The following is a 14,783-nucleotide window of genomic DNA, read 5'->3' as shown; positions in this document are numbered from 1 at the left end:
CTAATCTTCCGAATGGGCAGTGGTTGATAACGGTAATGTTATGGTTACTAGAGTATAGCTGTCTTGCTCACATGATACTGCGACACCATATCCATTACCAAAAAGGTTTTTAATTCTTTTATCTACGATGGACATTCCCAAGCCTGATTTATCTTTATTTGAAGCGGTTTGGTAAAGTCCTGCGTTATCAGTCACCTCTAATATTAGTGATTCTTGTTTCAGCCTACCAGTGACCTTGATCTCGCCGGGTTCTAATAGATGTGAAGTGCCATGCTTAACCGCATTTTCGATGATTGGCTGTAGCGTAAACGCTGGTAGCTTATAGTGATGTAATGACTCAGGAATATTAATTGTGACGCTTAGCCTATCAATGAACCTCGCTTTTTCAATGGTGAGATAGGCATCAATATGTTCTAACTCATCGGCGAGGGTGACCAGTCCAGTTGTGCGTTTTAAGTTGATCCGTAAAAACTGGGCTAAATGTTGAATAAGCTTACGGGCCATTAATGGGTCACGACCAATAATGGCGGCAATGGTGTTAAGCGCATTGAACAAGAAGTGGGGATTGACTTGAGCTTGCAGTAATTTGAGTTCAGATTGAGTTAGTAGACTCTGTTGTTGTTCATAACGGCCGTAAAGAATCTGGTTTGACATCAACCTGGCAATCCCTTCGCCTAGTGTTTTGTTGATATTTAAAAAAAGCTTATTTTTGGGCTCGTAAAGCTTAATGGTGCCAATCACTTCTGACTCACATCTGAGGGGAATGACCAAACTCGAACCTAAACGGCATTGGTTTGAAATCGAGCAGGCATAACTGGTTTCAACACCATCGGCAAACATGACACAGTTTTGCTCAATCGCATCTTGAGTGATCTGTGAGGAGATAGGCGTGCCAGGAATATGATGATCGTCACCTATGCCGATAAAGGCGAGTAGCTTCTCTTTATCAGTGATCGCAACGGCGCCAACGTTGGTCTCTTCAATAATTATTTGCGCAACCTTGGTACTGCTTTCTTGATCGAAGCCTTTTGATAACACGCCAACACTGCGTTCTGCAATTTTGAGCGCCTTAGTCGAAAACGCTGACGAAAGTTTATCGAACATGGTTTTTTGATCTCTTACCATGCTCATAAATAGCGCCGCTCCTATAGAGTTAACGAGTAGCATTGGCAAGGCAATTTGTTTCACTAGCTCTACTGCATCAGAATAAGGTTTTGCGACCGCGAGAATGACGCCCATCTGCAGCATTTCGGCTGAAAAGGTGAGAAGACAGACGAGTAGCGGAGAATAGACAAGCTCACTCTTGTTTATTCTCCGTAGATATAAACCAACAATACCTGCAGAGAGACCCTCTAAAGTGGTTGATATTGCACAGGCTAGATCGGTAAAACCGCCCATGCTGTAGCGATGTAATCCCCCTGTCAGTCCAACTAAAAGACCTGTGACGGGGCCACCAAGAAGACCGCCAAGCACAGCCCCCATGGCACGGGTATTGGCAATAGCATCATTAGTTTGCTCGCCAAAATAGGTTGCCATAATGCAAAAGCCAGAAAAGATCAGATAGATATAGATCTTGTGTGGTAGACGAGTGGCTGTCTCGGCAAACAGTTTAAACAGTGGGGTTTTACTCAGTAGATAGACAATAACCAGATATAAACACATCTGTTGAGTAAGCAATAATATGAGTGGCATTGAGAGTTAGCATCCTAAAAGCATAATGCGTGATGGCTTGAGCATAGCACTGGCACAGAATTGAGAACAACAGTTTCGCAATGCGGATTAGGTCAAAGTTTCAGTGCCAATTTTACGATATAAAGACTCAAATAAATTATATCTTTAAAAAGGGGATGTATGTCTGATTCAATTCATGGTCATCAAGTGATGGAATTAATGCTCTCTCTTGGTCGGTCAATCTCCAAGCAAGAGCTAGAACAGCTTATGGCAAGTCATTTTGGTGAGCAAGCACGTTATCACACCTGTTCAGCAAGTGAGATGGACGCACAAGAGCTGATTAGCTTTTTAGAAGCCAGAGGTAAATTTATTGAATCATCGGATGGAATAGCAACGGCTGCAGATAAGATCTGCAACCATTAGTCGTCAGTCATGACTGTTTTCAATAAGTTGTTGTAGATCGGCCTCAGACATCTTGGCGAATTCGGTGATCATCATACGGATCAGGCGAGATTTAGCCACCTTGTTACTTTTTGCTAACTGATTGAGTTCTGTGATGCTGCTTTCAGTCAGGGTAAAGGTTGCGTGTTTGAAAATTTTGGTCGATTGCTTTTTTAAGCCTAGGGTTTCGTTAACTTTGCGCTTTTTCTTGGTTCGCCCAGCAAGGCTTGGCTGACCAAATGCGTAGTTATTGGCATCTTCTATAAACTCTTCGATGGTGAGTTTTTTTCGAGGCTTAGGTTTGCGCCGTTTAAGATCAGTTAAGCTCATAAGAATTTTCTGGTGGTATTGCAAATAGTTCGTCAGCAATAGCGCGTATTTCCATGGCGGCTTTACCGTCAGGTTCTATTTCGAGTACCGATGACCCTTGCTCCTCACTATCATCATAGATATTTCGGCTGAAGGTGACATGGTCTAACACTCTTAATCCAAAAGACTCTACGACCTCTTTTGCTTCTAATATGCGCTTATATTGGCTCGGGAGCGACGGGCATTGGGTCATAACAATGGTGGCGACCATTTTGGGGTTAACCATTTTGCAGGTGCTGAGCATATCTTCCATATGGGGAAGTGTTTTTAAATCCCGTCTTTTGGGGCGAAGTGGCAATACGACATAGGTTGCTACAGACATAGCTGCCCGCATCGCTAGGTTATCTTGGCCACCACAGTCGACAATGACATAATCAAAGCGCTCGTCTAAACCCAATAAATCGTTACGTATTTTACCATAGAGTTGAATACAGTTAATTGCAGGAAGGTTAGGATCTTCATTACGTGCTTGGATCCAATCAGATGTAGTGCGTTGCGGATCACAGTCGACCATTAGCACATTCGCGTTATGTTTTTGGGTAATATGGACAGCAATATTTTGCGCCATACAGCTTTTCCCCGCTCCTCCTTTTTCACCACCTACAAGCAGAATCATACATTTTTCTCCCTCGAACATGTGCACTACGCTGAGCTAGATAAGTGCTAATCAGTATAGAACAGAGTTACAGATACTGCTTAAACTCGTATAATTTAGTCACCTGAAATGATTAAATAATTTGTGCTGCTATATGATAACTTTGCTGCTTATATTCGTGACAGCGGCATACTTGAGCTTTAATGCGATTTTGTTTATCGCTACCCGGATTGAAGGTGATTTCAAGTAGTTCACCTATCGTAAAGGGATTTTTGTATTCGATCAGTACCCCACGACGTGCTAAATCGATACAAATGCCTTCATCTGTTTGACTGTTACCGCTGCTGTCGACCCAAGACACTTGGATTCTTTCTGCCTCCATATCTACTCGGAGTGAATTACGGCGCTCATCAAATTCTTCTTGGTGTTGGTCCATCAGATTATTCCTTGGTATAAATTTAGGTACACGTAACCTTTTAAACTTAGCACAGTTTTACATCGAAACAATATCCTTTGATAAGCCCTGAAGTAATAAATTTTCGTGCTTATTCTTGATTGTATAAATGTTAATGAAGGGGAGTTTGGCTTAGTGCTAACACTAGGATTTGTCTAAAACTAGGGGGCTGTGGGTTAACTCGGTTTTAAGAGAGGGGGGAGTAATTAAAAGTAATTAGAGATCACACGTAGTAAGATTCAATTAGTAAGCTGTATATAGTAATACGGCGCTTTATCAGCGCCGTACCCATGGGGTTAATGATCGTCCTCTTTCCTAGGGTAGGGAAGTTTTAGTTGTCCCCAGCGAATGACGATGACAGTGCCAGCTAATACTATGGTTGATATCGAAATCGCAAAGATACGCCAATCATCCATGCCTTTCATATCGAGGATTAAATATCGAGCTAACGCCACAATCGCAATATAAAGCGGCATTCGAACCGGTAATTTCCCCGATTCTGCATAGTTCGCAACCATGGCAAGTACTTCAAGGTAGATAAATAATAGCAGTAGATCCGCTAATGCCACTTCGCGCATCTGAATAATGTGGACAACCTCTTGACCAATAGCAACGATCGTCGCTATCGCAATAATGATTAATACAAAATGTTCAACCGTTTTTAGGCTTTTCGAGCCGTATCGACTATAAAGCTTTCCCATAATCAGTCTCGTTAGTTAGTGTTTTTATAGATGGTAACAACAATTGCGCTTCGCGCTAGCCGATGTGTGTGATTTCATTCACATAATGACTTAATGAGAGAGATGTTTGCTATAAAGCTTATTAAACCAGGCTGTTTTAAGGTGGTTGAGCGCTGGAATGAGGAGCGGAAATAGTATTTGAATGAACCAGATTACATAGTAAGTCATTTTAACATAAGGTTTTATACTGCCGGGTATTTAGTGACTTTTGGACATAAAAAAACCGCCACGTTTATAATGTTGGCGGTTTTAAAATAGTGGCCTATCCGCTTAGCGTTTTAATGCTTCGCTTAATAATGGACGGAAATTCTTCACTAACGATACGGTTGCTTTTGGCGTACCAGCAATGATATTGCCAGAACTCATGTAGCCATGGTTACCGGTAAAATCAGTTACAGTACCGCCAGCTTCACGAACAATAAGCTCGCCTGCTGCGATATCCCATGGTTTTAGACCAATTTCAAAGAAGGCATCCATACGGCCTGCTGCAACGTAAGCTAAGTCGAGTGCTGCAGAACCCGCACGGCGAACGTCGGCGCAATTGGCGAAGGTTGAAGCAAAGAGCTTCATGTAAGTTTCAGTGTGTTGTTTAGCTTTGAAAGGGAAACCTGTGCCAACAATCGCTTCGTTTAAATCATTTGCTTTGGTCACGCGAACACGGAAATCATTTAATTTAGCGCCTTTACCGCGGACAGCAGTAAATAGCTCGTCACGAACAGGATCGTAAACAACTGCAACTTCAGTTTTGCCTTTGTATTGAACTGCGATAGAAACAGCAAAGTGTGGGATGCCTCTAACAAAGTTGTTAGTGCCATCCAAGGGATCAACAATCCACATATAGTCTTTATTGTCACCCTTGTTCTCGCCACCTTCTTCGGCAACGATTGTGTGATCTGGGTAAGACTTGCGAATTTGATATGTAATGGCAGCTTCAGCTTCTTTGTCTACGTTGGTTACGTAGTCATTGATACCTTTAGCGGTAACTTCTACACGGTCAAGCTCTGTGTAGGCACGCATAATCGTTTGGCCGGCAGCGCGAGCGGCGCGCACAGCAATAGTCTGCATCGGATGCATTACAATCCCCTGGATGTTAAAGAACAGATATAAATAATCGGCGCGTATTATACGAAATTTTCTGGTTATATCAAATAGAGATTTTTATATAAAGAATCTCTATCCCCTGTGATACCATCAACGCCACTGTTCTATCGAAATAAATTAAAGTCTTTTCATGCTTAGCAATATACGTGTAGTTCTTGTAGGAACCTCCCATCCCGGTAACATAGGCTCAACCGCTCGAGCGATGAAAACCATGGGATTATCAACATTATATTTGGCTGAACCTAAAGTGGCACCCGATGGTCACTCTGTTGCATTAGCAGCGGGCGCGTCAGACATATTGAAACATGCGGTAACGGTTGACTCGCTAGCCGATGCGATTGCAGATTGTAGTTTAGTGATCGCAACCAGCGCTCGCAGTCGCACGCTCGACTGGCCAATGCTTGACCCTCGCCAGGCGGGTGAAAAACTGGTTGGCTCAGCAGTTAATGGCCCTGTAGCTATCGTATTTGGTCGAGAAAACAATGGCCTATCCAACGAAGAGCTGCAAAAGTGTAATTACCATGTCGCGATACCAGCTAACCCTGAGTATACCTCGCTTAATTTGGCTCAAGCGGTACAAATTATCTGTTATGAAGCTCGTGTTGCTTTTTTAAATCAGGCACCCGAGATGGTAGAAGAGGTTGAATATCCGCTGGCAAAAGAGCAAGAGAACTTTTTTAATCACCTAGAGCAGACCTTATTGTCGACCAGTTTTATCGTTAAACAGCATCCTGGACAGGTAATGACTAAGCTACGTCGCTTATTTAGTCGCGCCAGAATTGAAAGCCAAGAGATGAATATTTTACGCGGTATTTTGACTTCAGTTGATAAGAAGGTGGCGATAGCGGACAAGTCGGCTCAAGACACAGTTACTGACGCGGTAAAGAAGGAAGATTAACGCCATGGGTGTGATATCCAGAATTAAAGATGACATAGAATCAATTTACCACCGAGATCCTGCGGCAAATGGTACCTTGGAGATTTTGCTGAATTATCCGGGGATGCAAGCCATTTGGATCCACCGGGTTAGTCATAAATTGTGGATACGCAAATGGTGTTTAACCGCAAGGTGTATTTCAACTTTTTCCCGTTGGTTAACGGGAGTGGAAATTCATCCCGGTGCAACAATAGGTGATCGATTTTTTATCGATCACGGCATGGGCGTAGTCATTGGTGAAACGGCCGAGATTGGCAACGACTGTACCTTGTATCATGGCGTCACGCTTGGTGGAACCACTTGGCAAGCGGGCAAACGTCATCCAACGCTTGGTAATAACGTTGTTGTTGGTGCTGGCGCGCAGATATTGGGACCGATCACCATGCACGATGGTGCTCGAGTGGGCTCCAATTCTGTGGTAGTTAAAGAAGTACCTAAAGACACCACGGTTGTCGGTATTCCTGCAAGAGTGGTCGCTAAACCTACCGAAAAATCCAAAGAGCATGCTCAACGGCGTACTGAAATGGCCAAGAAATATGGCTTTGATGCGTACGCAGTTTCGCCCGATAACCCAGATCCGGTTGCCAACGCTATTGGCCAGATGCTGGATCATATGCATTTGATGGACTCTAAAGTTCAGGAAGTATGTCAGGCGGTAAGAGGCATGGGCGGAAGCGTTTGTACAGAGCGTCTGCCTGAACTTGAAGTCGGTGAATTTAGTGATGTCGAACAAGCTGCTGCTGAAAAACGCCAAGGTGCAATTGATGAGTTTGATCCCATTATTTAACCAATAGTGAGATTAATTGCATTTCAGCGTTGAATCTTGTGAGTGAAACGGGTTAAATACCCCACCAAAGAAGCAGGGTATTTACTGCTTTATTATCGACTAGAATACTTGACTGGTTTACTTGGGTTAATACTTGACTGAATTACTCAAGTATGTTTGAATTGACCTAAGCATTTTAGAGAGCAGTGGTAGCGATGAAACTAACTTCAAAAGGTCGGTATGCGGTAACTGCAATGTTAGACGTTGCAATGCATTCTACATCAGGCCCTGTGCCATTAGCTGATATCTCCGAGCGTCAGGGAATTTCTCTGTCCTATCTTGAGCAACTCTTTGCAAAATTAAGAAAACATGGATTGGTGTCAAGTGTTAGAGGCCCTGGTGGTGGATATCGCCTAGGCTTTGATGCTTGTGACATCTCTGTTGGCATGGTGGTTCGTGCCGTCGATGAGTCAGTTGATGCGACGCGCTGTCAAGGTTTAGGCAATTGTCAAAGTGGTACGCGCTGTCTTACGCACTCACTTTGGGGGGATTTAAGCAAGCAGATTTCAGATTTTTTGAATGGGATCAGCTTAGCAGGATTGATGAACAAGCGTGACGTTCAATTTATCTCAATCAAACAAGACAAGATCCAACAGGAACAAAGAGTAACGGCATAAGTTAACTTTGTTATTTATATTTTTTATTTGTACGTGGTAAGCGGTCGCTATGTGACCCAAAGTACGGAGTGTGAGATGAAGCTTCCTATCTATTTAGATTATGCTGCAACAACGCCAGTTGATCCTCGTGTTGCAGAGAAAATGATGCAATGTTTAACAATGGACGGCATTTTTGGTAACCCAGCATCGCGTTCGCACCGTTATGGCTGGCAGGCTGAAGAGGCTGTTGATATAGCCCGTAATCAGGTTGCAGAACTCATTAACGCCGATCCAAGAGAGATCGTATTTACATCGGGTGCGACTGAGTCTGATAACCTAGCGATCAAAGGCGTTGCTCATTTTTATCATAAAAAGGGCAAGCACATCATCACGAGTAAGACTGAGCATAAAGCTGTGCTTGATACCTGCCGCCAATTGGAGCGTGAAGGTTATGAAGTGACCTATCTTGAGCCAGCTGCAAACGGTATTATCCCGCTCGAGAAGATTGAAGCAGCAATGCGTGAAGATACAATTTTATTGAGTCTTATGCATGTGAATAACGAGATTGGTGTGATCCACGATATCGATGCGATTGGTGAACTTTGCCGCGCAAAGAAAGTGATTTTCCACGTCGATGGTGCACAAAGTGTCGGTAAGTTACCTATCGATTTGCAAAAAACTAAAGTCGATTTGATGTCAATTTCAGCCCATAAGATGTATGGGCCTAAAGGAATTGGCGCACTTTATGTTAGCCGCAAGCCTCGTATTCGCTTAGAAGCGACCATGCACGGTGGTGGACACGAACGCGGAATGCGCAGTGGTACCCTAGCGACACACCAAATTGTTGGTATGGGGGAAGCTGCAGCGATAGCAAAATCAGATATGGAAACCGATAACGCCCGTATTCGTCGCTTACGTGACAGATTGTGGGATGGTATCAAGCATATTGAAGAAACCTATATCAATGGTGATGCAGAGCAAAGATATTGCGGTAGCCTGAATGTCAGCTTCAACTTTGTTGAGGGTGAATCATTAATGATGGCCCTTAAAGATCTTGCTGTTTCTTCAGGTTCGGCCTGTACGTCAGCGAGTTTGGAGCCAAGTTACGTGCTTCGAGCATTAGGATTGAATGACGAAATGGCGCACAGTTCAATCCGTTTCTCAATCGGCCGTTTTACAACCGAAGAAGAGATTGACCATGCGATAGAGACCATTACTAAGTCTATTGGTCACTTAAGGGAGATGTCTCCACTTTGGGAGATGTTCAAAGATGGTGTCGACCTATCGAAAGTGCAATGGGCACATCATTAATCCGACTAATAAACGAATAGAGCGAATGGAGCATAATCATGGCTTACAGTGAAAAAGTAATAGATCATTATGAGAACCCACGTAACGTAGGTTCATTTGATAAAAATGACCCATCAGTAGTGACAGGTATGGTTGGCGCACCTGCGTGTGGCGACGTGATGAAGTTACAACTTAAAATCGACGAAAACGGTATTATCGAAGATGCTAAGTTTAAAACTTATGGTTGTGGTAGCGCGATAGCGTCAAGTTCGCTGGTTACTGAATGGGTTAAAGGCAAAACTGTCGACGAAGCGCGAGCGATTAAAAATACGGATATTGCTGAAGAGCTTGCATTACCGCCTGTGAAGATCCACTGCTCTATTTTGGCAGAAGATGCGATTAAAGCAGCGTTAGAAGACTATAAGTCTAAGCACGAGCAGTAATATTCGGAGTTAAAATGGCAATAACGATGACTCCTGCGGCGGCTGAAAGGGTAAAAAGCTTTTTAGCTAGCCGTGGAAAAGGTGTTGGATTACGTTTGGGTCTAAAGACCTCTGGATGTTCAGGTATGGCTTACGTACTTGAGTTTGTTGATGATCTGAATGCCGATGATGAAGTGTTTGATATTGATGATGTTAAAATCATTATCGATGCTAAAAGCTTTATTTACCTCCAAGGTATTGAGTTGGACTTCGTTAAAGAAGGCCTTAACGAAGGGTTTCAGTTCAATAATCCTAACGCAAAAGGGGAGTGTGGCTGCGGCGAAAGCTTCACAGTCTAACTACCGAATCTAAATACATGAACTACTTTGAGTTGTTTAGTTTAGCGCCAGTATATGATATCGATACTGTCCTGTTGTCAGAACGCTACCGCGATCTGCAAAGGACAGTTCATCCAGATAAGTTTGCCAATGCCAGTGCGCAAGATAAGCGTATTGCGGTGCAGCGAACTGCGCAGGTCAATGATGGATATAACACGCTGAAACATCCTATTTCACGTGCTGAACATATGCTCAGCCTGAAGGGCATTGATCTGAGAGACGAGTCCACTACGGTTAAAGACACCCAGTTTTTAATGCAACAGATGGAATGGCGTGAGTCTCTTGAAGATATAAAGCACTCAGATGATCCTGACGAATTAATCGATCAATTACACCACTCTTTTTCTGACTATCAAGCTCAGATAACCGTACAAATGAGTCAACTGATTGGTAGTGACCAGCCTAGCGAGTTGCAAGATGCAGCGGATCTTATACGTAAGATGAAATTTATGGCAAAATTACAAGATGAACTTGCTAGAGCCGAAGATGCCCTTTTTTAGGTGCGATTAATTGTTGATTGGCTCAATATTTATTGAGCCTTTATTTTTTAAGTTGGATAGATATGGCACTTTTGCAGATTGCTGAACCCGGACAAAGCGCAGCGCCCCATCAACACAGGTTAGCTGTCGGTATCGATTTAGGTACCACCAACTCTTTAGTGGCCGCAGTGCGTAGCGGTGTGGCCGATACCCTGCCTGATGAAACCGATAAACACGCATTAGCATCGGTTGTGCGCTTTACTGAGAATGGCGTGCAAGTGGGTGTTGAGGCTGAGCGTTATTCCGCTCAAGATCCGTTAAATACCGTGGTGTCGGTCAAGCGTTTTATGGGTCGTAGTCTGAATGACATCCAAGCTCAAGAAACCTCATTGCCTTATGAGTTCTCTGCCAGTGAAAATGGATTACCGCTTTTTAACACCGCAGGTGGTCAGTTTAATCCGGTGCAAATTTCTGCAGAGATTTTAAAACCTCTAGTAGAGCGAGCAGAAAAAACCTTAGGCGGTTCGCTTGAAGGCATAGTGATCACAGTGCCAGCCTATTTTGATGATGCTCAGCGTCAAGGAACCAAGGATGCCGCGGGCCTGTTAGGCATTAAGGTGCTGCGTTTACTCAACGAGCCCACCGCCGCCGCGATTGCCTATGGACTCGATTCTGGTCAAGAAGGGATCATCGCCATCTATGACTTAGGTGGGGGTACATTTGATATCTCTATCTTGCGTCTGAACAAAGGTGTATTTGAAGTGATGGCAACGGGCGGAGATTCTGCCCTTGGTGGCGATGATTTTGATTATGAGTTAGCAAAGCATCTACAACAGAGCTGGAACTTAGACAGTTTAACTTCCCAAGAGCGCCGCGCCTTGTTGATTGAAAGTCGCCGCGTTAAAGAGCAGCTAACATCAAATGATAGTGTCGTCGCTAAGCTTGTACTTACTGGTGGAAAGCCGTTTGAGTTAGAGGTGACTAAGGCGCAGTTTGATGAAATTATCGAGCCCTTGGTTAAAAAGACCATAGCCAGCTGCCGTCGTGCGCTGCGTGACGCGGGCATTAAGTCAGACGAAGTGCTAGAAACCGTGATGGTGGGTGGTTCTACTCGGGTACCTTTGGTGCGTGAAAAAGTGGAAGCTTTTTTCGGTAAAAAGCCGCTGACTTCAATCGATCCTGATCGCGTCGTTGCCATTGGCGCGGCGGTTCAAGCTGATATTTTAGTGGGTAACAAGCCTGAGTCAGATCTGTTGCTGCTTGATGTTATTCCGCTCTCTTTGGGTATCGAAACCATGGGTGGGTTAGTTGAGAAAGTCGTGTCTCGTAACACGACAATACCGGTGGCCAGAGCGCAAGAGTTTACGACTTTCAAAGATGGTCAAACTGCGATGGCATTCCATGTCGTCCAAGGTGAACGTGAGTTAGTCGCCGATTGTCGCTCGCTGGCTCGTTTTACCTTAAAAGGTATCCCTCCAATGGCGGCAGGTGCTGCGCATATTCGGGTGACTTTTCAGGTTGACGCCGATGGCTTGCTTAGCGTTACCGCGATGGAAAAATCTTCAGGTGTACAGTCGACAATTCAGGTGAAACCATCTTTTGGTCTTACCGATCAAGAGATTGGTACTATGCTGAAAGATTCAATGGCTAACGCTAAAGAAGATATTGAGCGTCGTATGCTTGCCGAGCAGCAAGTAGAAGCGGCGCGAGTCTTAGAGTCATTGTCTGCTGCATTAACTAAAGACAGCGAACTTTTGACGCCTAGTGAAGCGCTAGCGATTGAACAAGGCATGGCTCATCTTGCGCAAACAGCGGCGCAGAGTGATGTTAATGCAATTGAAAAAGCGATTGAAGCACTCGATGACGCGAGTCAAACCTTCGCTGCAAAACGTATGGATAATTCTATTCGGTTGGCTCTTAAAGGCCAGTCGGTTGACAATATATAGGTAACGATATGCCGCAAATAGTTTTTTTACCCCACGAAGAGTTGTGTCCAGATGGGGCGGTAGTAGAAGCACAGCAAGGCGAAACGGTTTTAGATGTAGCGCTGCGCAACGGTATTCATATTGAGCATGCATGTGAAAAGTCATGTGCTTGTACGACTTGTCATGTGATTATCCGTGAAGGGTTCGACGAGCTAGAAGAGAGTGACGAGCTCGAAGATGATATGCTTGATAAGGCCTGGGGCTTAGAGCCTGAGAGTCGATTATCATGTCAGTCTCGTGTGCCTGATTGTGATTTGGTGGTTGATATTCCTAAATACACCATCAATATGGTGAGTGAAGGATAAAAGCGCCGCCACTAAGGGTTAAATTAACGCCAGTCATGACGACTGGCTTTTTTGTATGTGATACTTTTTTGTGCGCAGAAATAATGAAGGGACTATGCTCAAGACTATGGCATGGTTGTTTTACGGAGTAGATGATGAAGTGGATAGATTCTCTCGATATTGCGTTATCGCTATTAGAAGCGCATCCAGATGTCGATCCAAGCCAGGTTCGATTTACCGATTTGTATGATTGGATTGTCGCACTTGAGGAGTTTGATGACGATCTTGGCCATTGTAATGAGCGAATTTTGGAGGCCATTCAGCTCTGTTGGATTAATGAGTACGATTAGCAAGCACTTCAATAGATGTTTTTACGCTAAAAGTATGAGTTGGTTCGCCATAGGAAATGGTCTCTGTGAGACTAATCTCTCATTCGTCATGCTTTAAAGGTAGGTTTTTATCATTTTATTTCGTATAATCCGCGCGAATTTTTAAAAACCTGTTTATTAAAGGAAGCTAGAACATGGCTATCGAACGTACTTTTTCTATCATCAAGCCTGATGCAGTTGCTAAAAACAACATTGGTGCTATCTACAACCGTTTTGAAACAGCTGGCCTTAAAATCATCGCTTCTAAAATGGTTCACCTAAGCCAAGAGCAAGCTGAAGGTTTCTACGCAGAGCACAGCGAGCGTCCTTTCTTTGGTGCACTTGTTGAGTTCATGACTTCAGGTCCAATCATGGTTCAAGTGTTAGAAGGCGAAAACGCAGTTCTAGCTCACCGTGATATCCTTGGTGCAACTAACCCAGCCGAAGCTGCTCCTGGTACAATCCGCGCCGATTTCGCGCAAAGCATCGATGAAAACGCTGCTCACGGTTCAGACTCTGTAGCGTCTGCTGAACGTGAAATTGCGTACTTCTTCAGCACTGAAGAGCTTTGCCCACGTACTCGTTAATTTGAGCGTGTCGCAGTTAATATAAAAAAGGAGCCTTCAGGGCTCCTTTTTTGTCTCTGGGTTTTCAGGCAAAATAGCATTAGCCCTTTCTATATATTTGAGATGTTGATGAAAATTCTAGCTGATGAGAACATGCCTTATGTTGAAGCCCTTTTTGCCGATATGGGGGAGGTTGAACTAATCGATGGTCGTAGCTTATCTGCAAAGCAGGTCAGTGATGCCGACGTGTTACTGGTGCGTTCTGTTACTAAGGTTAATCAGCAACTTTTAAGTCTAAACAATAAACTGCTCTTTGTGGGCAGTGCCACAATCGGTTTAGATCATCTGGATCAAGATTATTTAACTCAGCGCAATATCACCTATACCAATGCTCCAGGTTGTAATGCTAAGGCAGTGGGGGAATATGCCTTCATTGCAATGTTAGAGTTGGCTCGTCGATTTGAACAAGCCTTAATCGATAAAACAGTCGGTATTGTTGGTGCGGGAAATACGGGTTCAGCATTGCAAAAATGCCTTGAGGCCTATGGTGTTAAGACATTGCTACATGATCCCTTGTTAGCACAGAGTAATGATAAGCGTGATTTTGTCAATTTGGATGAACTAATTGCTCGCTGTGATGTGATTTCATTGCATGTACCGCTGACGAAAACAGGCGATTACCCGACGTGGTATCTATTTGACGAAAAGCGATTGGCGAGTCTGATGCCAGGGTGTTGGCTACTTAACTGCTGTCGCGGAGAGGTGATAGATAATCGCGCATTGATCGCGGTTAAGCAATATCGTGAAGATATCAAAGTGGTGCTTGACGTTTGGGAGGGAGAACCCAATCCCATCGCTGAGTTAGTGCCCTATGTTGAAATCGCTACGCCGCATATTGCTGGATATAGTCTCGAAGGTAAGGCGCGCGGTACCTTCATGCTTTATCAATCTTTGATGCATAAGCTAGGTAAGACCCCCGACAAGTCGATGGATAACTTATTACCAGCGTTATGGAGTCATCAGCTTTCGCCTATTGATGTGCCAGATGAAAAGGCGTTATTAAGCTTAGTGAGGCTGGTTTATGACCTTCGCGATGACGATGAAGTTTTCCGTAAACGCTTCCTAAATAACAACGGGTTTGACCTTATGAGAAAAAATCACAAACACAGACGTGAATTTAGTGCGTTAAGGCTAGCCAATAACGCTGGTTCTGATGTAGATTGGTTGTTCAAATTAGGTTTTTCAGGAGTCGGTCTGTAAT

The 14,783-nt window shown here is 43.9% G+C and carries 19 protein-coding genes; 13 read left to right on the top strand and 6 right to left on the bottom strand.

Annotated features, from left to right (window positions below):
- On the bottom strand, positions 1-1,692 hold the full coding sequence (locus K0I73_RS10985; RefSeq protein WP_220061178.1) for a sensor histidine kinase: 1,692 nt from the start codon (positions 1,690-1,692) through the stop codon (positions 1-3).
- Between the two features lie 159 nt (positions 1,693-1,851).
- On the opposite strand from K0I73_RS10985, the gene K0I73_RS10980 reads away from it, so the two are divergent.
- The gene (locus tag K0I73_RS10980) at positions 1,852-2,094 is read left to right on the top strand and encodes a YecH family metal-binding protein (RefSeq protein ID WP_220061177.1); all 243 of its coding nucleotides are present in this window, start codon (positions 1,852-1,854) and stop codon (positions 2,092-2,094) included.
- 3 nt (positions 2,095-2,097) lie between these two features.
- Here the strand turns inward: K0I73_RS10980 and K0I73_RS10975 are convergent, their stop codons facing one another.
- The 5 genes from K0I73_RS10975 to suhB all read right to left on the bottom strand — a co-directional run bounded on the left by K0I73_RS10975 (position 2,098) and on the right by suhB (position 5,344).
- On the bottom strand, positions 2,098-2,442 hold the full coding sequence (locus K0I73_RS10975; protein WP_220061176.1) for a replication protein RepA: 345 nt from the start codon (positions 2,440-2,442) through the stop codon (positions 2,098-2,100).
- A complete protein-coding gene (locus K0I73_RS10970) occupies positions 2,429-3,097 on the bottom strand; it encodes an AAA family ATPase (protein WP_220061175.1) in 669 nt (222 codons plus the stop codon). The genes K0I73_RS10975 and K0I73_RS10970 overlap by 14 nt, the downstream gene beginning before the upstream one ends.
- Before the next feature lie 112 nt (positions 3,098-3,209).
- Entirely contained in the window at positions 3,210-3,512 is a 303-nt protein-coding gene (locus K0I73_RS10965) for a PilZ domain-containing protein (protein ID WP_220061174.1), read from the bottom strand.
- A 314-nt stretch (positions 3,513-3,826) separates the two neighbouring features.
- The gene (locus tag K0I73_RS10960; RefSeq protein ID WP_220061173.1) at positions 3,827-4,231 is read right to left on the bottom strand and encodes a phosphate-starvation-inducible protein PsiE; all 405 of its coding nucleotides are present in this window, start codon (positions 4,229-4,231) and stop codon (positions 3,827-3,829) included.
- A 309-nt stretch (positions 4,232-4,540) separates the two neighbouring features.
- Positions 4,541-5,344, bottom strand: coding sequence for an inositol-1-monophosphatase (gene suhB / locus K0I73_RS10955; RefSeq protein WP_220061172.1), 804 nt, complete (start codon positions 5,342-5,344; stop codon positions 4,541-4,543).
- A 157-nt stretch (positions 5,345-5,501) separates the two neighbouring features.
- Between suhB and trmJ the strand changes: the two genes are divergently transcribed.
- The 12 genes from trmJ to K0I73_RS10895 all read left to right on the top strand — a co-directional run bounded on the left by trmJ (position 5,502) and on the right by K0I73_RS10895 (position 14,782).
- A complete protein-coding gene (trmJ, locus tag K0I73_RS10950; protein WP_220061171.1) occupies positions 5,502-6,269 on the top strand; it encodes a tRNA (cytosine(32)/uridine(32)-2'-O)-methyltransferase TrmJ in 768 nt (255 codons plus the stop codon).
- A 4-nt stretch (positions 6,270-6,273) separates the two neighbouring features.
- Positions 6,274-7,095, top strand: coding sequence for a serine O-acetyltransferase (cysE, locus tag K0I73_RS10945; protein WP_220061170.1), 822 nt, complete (start codon positions 6,274-6,276; stop codon positions 7,093-7,095).
- Between the two features lie 194 nt (positions 7,096-7,289).
- The gene (iscR, locus tag K0I73_RS10940; RefSeq protein ID WP_220061169.1) at positions 7,290-7,751 is read left to right on the top strand and encodes a Fe-S cluster assembly transcriptional regulator IscR; all 462 of its coding nucleotides are present in this window, start codon (positions 7,290-7,292) and stop codon (positions 7,749-7,751) included.
- A gap of 75 nt (positions 7,752-7,826) precedes the next feature.
- A complete protein-coding gene (locus tag K0I73_RS10935) occupies positions 7,827-9,041 on the top strand; it encodes an IscS subfamily cysteine desulfurase (RefSeq protein WP_220061168.1) in 1,215 nt (404 codons plus the stop codon).
- Positions 9,042-9,079: 38 nt separating this feature from the next.
- Positions 9,080-9,463 (top strand): Fe-S cluster assembly scaffold IscU, encoded by a 384-nt coding sequence (gene iscU, locus K0I73_RS10930; RefSeq protein WP_220061167.1) that lies wholly within the window; start codon positions 9,080-9,082, stop codon positions 9,461-9,463.
- A gap of 14 nt (positions 9,464-9,477) precedes the next feature.
- Positions 9,478-9,801, top strand: coding sequence for an iron-sulfur cluster assembly protein IscA (gene iscA / locus K0I73_RS10925; protein WP_220061166.1), 324 nt, complete (start codon positions 9,478-9,480; stop codon positions 9,799-9,801).
- 17 nt (positions 9,802-9,818) lie between these two features.
- Complete coding sequence (gene hscB / locus K0I73_RS10920) at positions 9,819-10,340, top strand: co-chaperone HscB (protein WP_220061165.1); 522 nt, start codon at positions 9,819-9,821, stop codon at positions 10,338-10,340.
- Between the two features lie 62 nt (positions 10,341-10,402).
- On the top strand, positions 10,403-12,265 hold the full coding sequence (gene hscA, locus K0I73_RS10915) for a Fe-S protein assembly chaperone HscA (protein WP_220061164.1): 1,863 nt from the start codon (positions 10,403-10,405) through the stop codon (positions 12,263-12,265).
- Positions 12,266-12,273: 8 nt separating this feature from the next.
- The gene (gene fdx, locus K0I73_RS10910) at positions 12,274-12,609 is read left to right on the top strand and encodes an ISC system 2Fe-2S type ferredoxin (RefSeq protein WP_220061163.1); all 336 of its coding nucleotides are present in this window, start codon (positions 12,274-12,276) and stop codon (positions 12,607-12,609) included.
- 134 nt (positions 12,610-12,743) lie between these two features.
- A complete protein-coding gene (gene iscX / locus K0I73_RS10905) occupies positions 12,744-12,938 on the top strand; it encodes a Fe-S cluster assembly protein IscX (RefSeq protein WP_220064350.1) in 195 nt (64 codons plus the stop codon).
- Positions 12,939-13,111: 173 nt separating this feature from the next.
- Positions 13,112-13,543, top strand: a complete 432-nt coding sequence (gene ndk, locus K0I73_RS10900; RefSeq protein ID WP_220061162.1) for a nucleoside-diphosphate kinase — start codon at positions 13,112-13,114, stop codon at positions 13,541-13,543.
- Positions 13,544-13,651: 108 nt separating this feature from the next.
- Positions 13,652-14,782 carry a 4-phosphoerythronate dehydrogenase gene (locus K0I73_RS10895; RefSeq protein WP_220061161.1) on the top strand — a complete coding sequence of 377 codons (1,131 nt, stop codon included), beginning with the start codon at positions 13,652-13,654 and terminating at the stop codon, positions 14,780-14,782.
- Position 14,783 lies beyond the last annotated feature (1 nt).

It is taken from the genome of Shewanella mesophila (assembly GCF_019457515.1).
Lineage (GTDB): Bacteria > Pseudomonadota > Gammaproteobacteria > Enterobacterales > Shewanellaceae > Shewanella > Shewanella mesophila.
The sequence above is the reverse complement of the archived record's forward strand: the minus strand, read 5'-3'. Positions and strand labels throughout refer to the sequence as shown.

Coding starts and splice junctions, on each gene's coding strand:
- trmJ (WP_220061171.1), top strand. CDS start 5,502: ATGCTTAGCAATATACGTGTAGTTCTTGTAGGAACCTCCCATCCCGGT.
- K0I73_RS10965 (WP_220061174.1), bottom strand. CDS start 3,512: ATGGACCAACACCAAGAAGAATTTGATGAGCGCCGTAATTCACTCCGA.
- K0I73_RS10935 (WP_220061168.1), top strand. CDS start 7,827: ATGAAGCTTCCTATCTATTTAGATTATGCTGCAACAACGCCAGTTGAT.
- hscA (WP_220061164.1), top strand. CDS start 10,403: ATGGCACTTTTGCAGATTGCTGAACCCGGACAAAGCGCAGCGCCCCAT.
- iscU (WP_220061167.1), top strand. CDS start 9,080: ATGGCTTACAGTGAAAAAGTAATAGATCATTATGAGAACCCACGTAAC.
- ndk (WP_220061162.1), top strand. CDS start 13,112: ATGGCTATCGAACGTACTTTTTCTATCATCAAGCCTGATGCAGTTGCT.
- suhB (WP_220061172.1), bottom strand. CDS start 5,344: ATGCATCCGATGCAGACTATTGCTGTGCGCGCCGCTCGCGCTGCCGGC.
- K0I73_RS10970 (WP_220061175.1), bottom strand. CDS start 3,097: ATGATTCTGCTTGTAGGTGGTGAAAAAGGAGGAGCGGGGAAAAGCTGT.
- K0I73_RS10975 (WP_220061176.1), bottom strand. CDS start 2,442: ATGAGCTTAACTGATCTTAAACGGCGCAAACCTAAGCCTCGAAAAAAA.
- K0I73_RS10985 (WP_220061178.1), bottom strand. CDS start 1,692: ATGCCACTCATATTATTGCTTACTCAACAGATGTGTTTATATCTGGTT.
- K0I73_RS10980 (WP_220061177.1), top strand. CDS start 1,852: ATGTCTGATTCAATTCATGGTCATCAAGTGATGGAATTAATGCTCTCT.
- K0I73_RS10895 (WP_220061161.1), top strand. CDS start 13,652: ATGAAAATTCTAGCTGATGAGAACATGCCTTATGTTGAAGCCCTTTTT.
- K0I73_RS10960 (WP_220061173.1), bottom strand. CDS start 4,231: ATGGGAAAGCTTTATAGTCGATACGGCTCGAAAAGCCTAAAAACGGTT.
- iscA (WP_220061166.1), top strand. CDS start 9,478: ATGGCAATAACGATGACTCCTGCGGCGGCTGAAAGGGTAAAAAGCTTT.
- iscR (WP_220061169.1), top strand. CDS start 7,290: ATGAAACTAACTTCAAAAGGTCGGTATGCGGTAACTGCAATGTTAGAC.
- iscX (WP_220064350.1), top strand. CDS start 12,744: ATGAAGTGGATAGATTCTCTCGATATTGCGTTATCGCTATTAGAAGCG.
- hscB (WP_220061165.1), top strand. CDS start 9,819: ATGAACTACTTTGAGTTGTTTAGTTTAGCGCCAGTATATGATATCGAT.
- cysE (WP_220061170.1), top strand. CDS start 6,274: ATGGGTGTGATATCCAGAATTAAAGATGACATAGAATCAATTTACCAC.
- fdx (WP_220061163.1), top strand. CDS start 12,274: ATGCCGCAAATAGTTTTTTTACCCCACGAAGAGTTGTGTCCAGATGGG.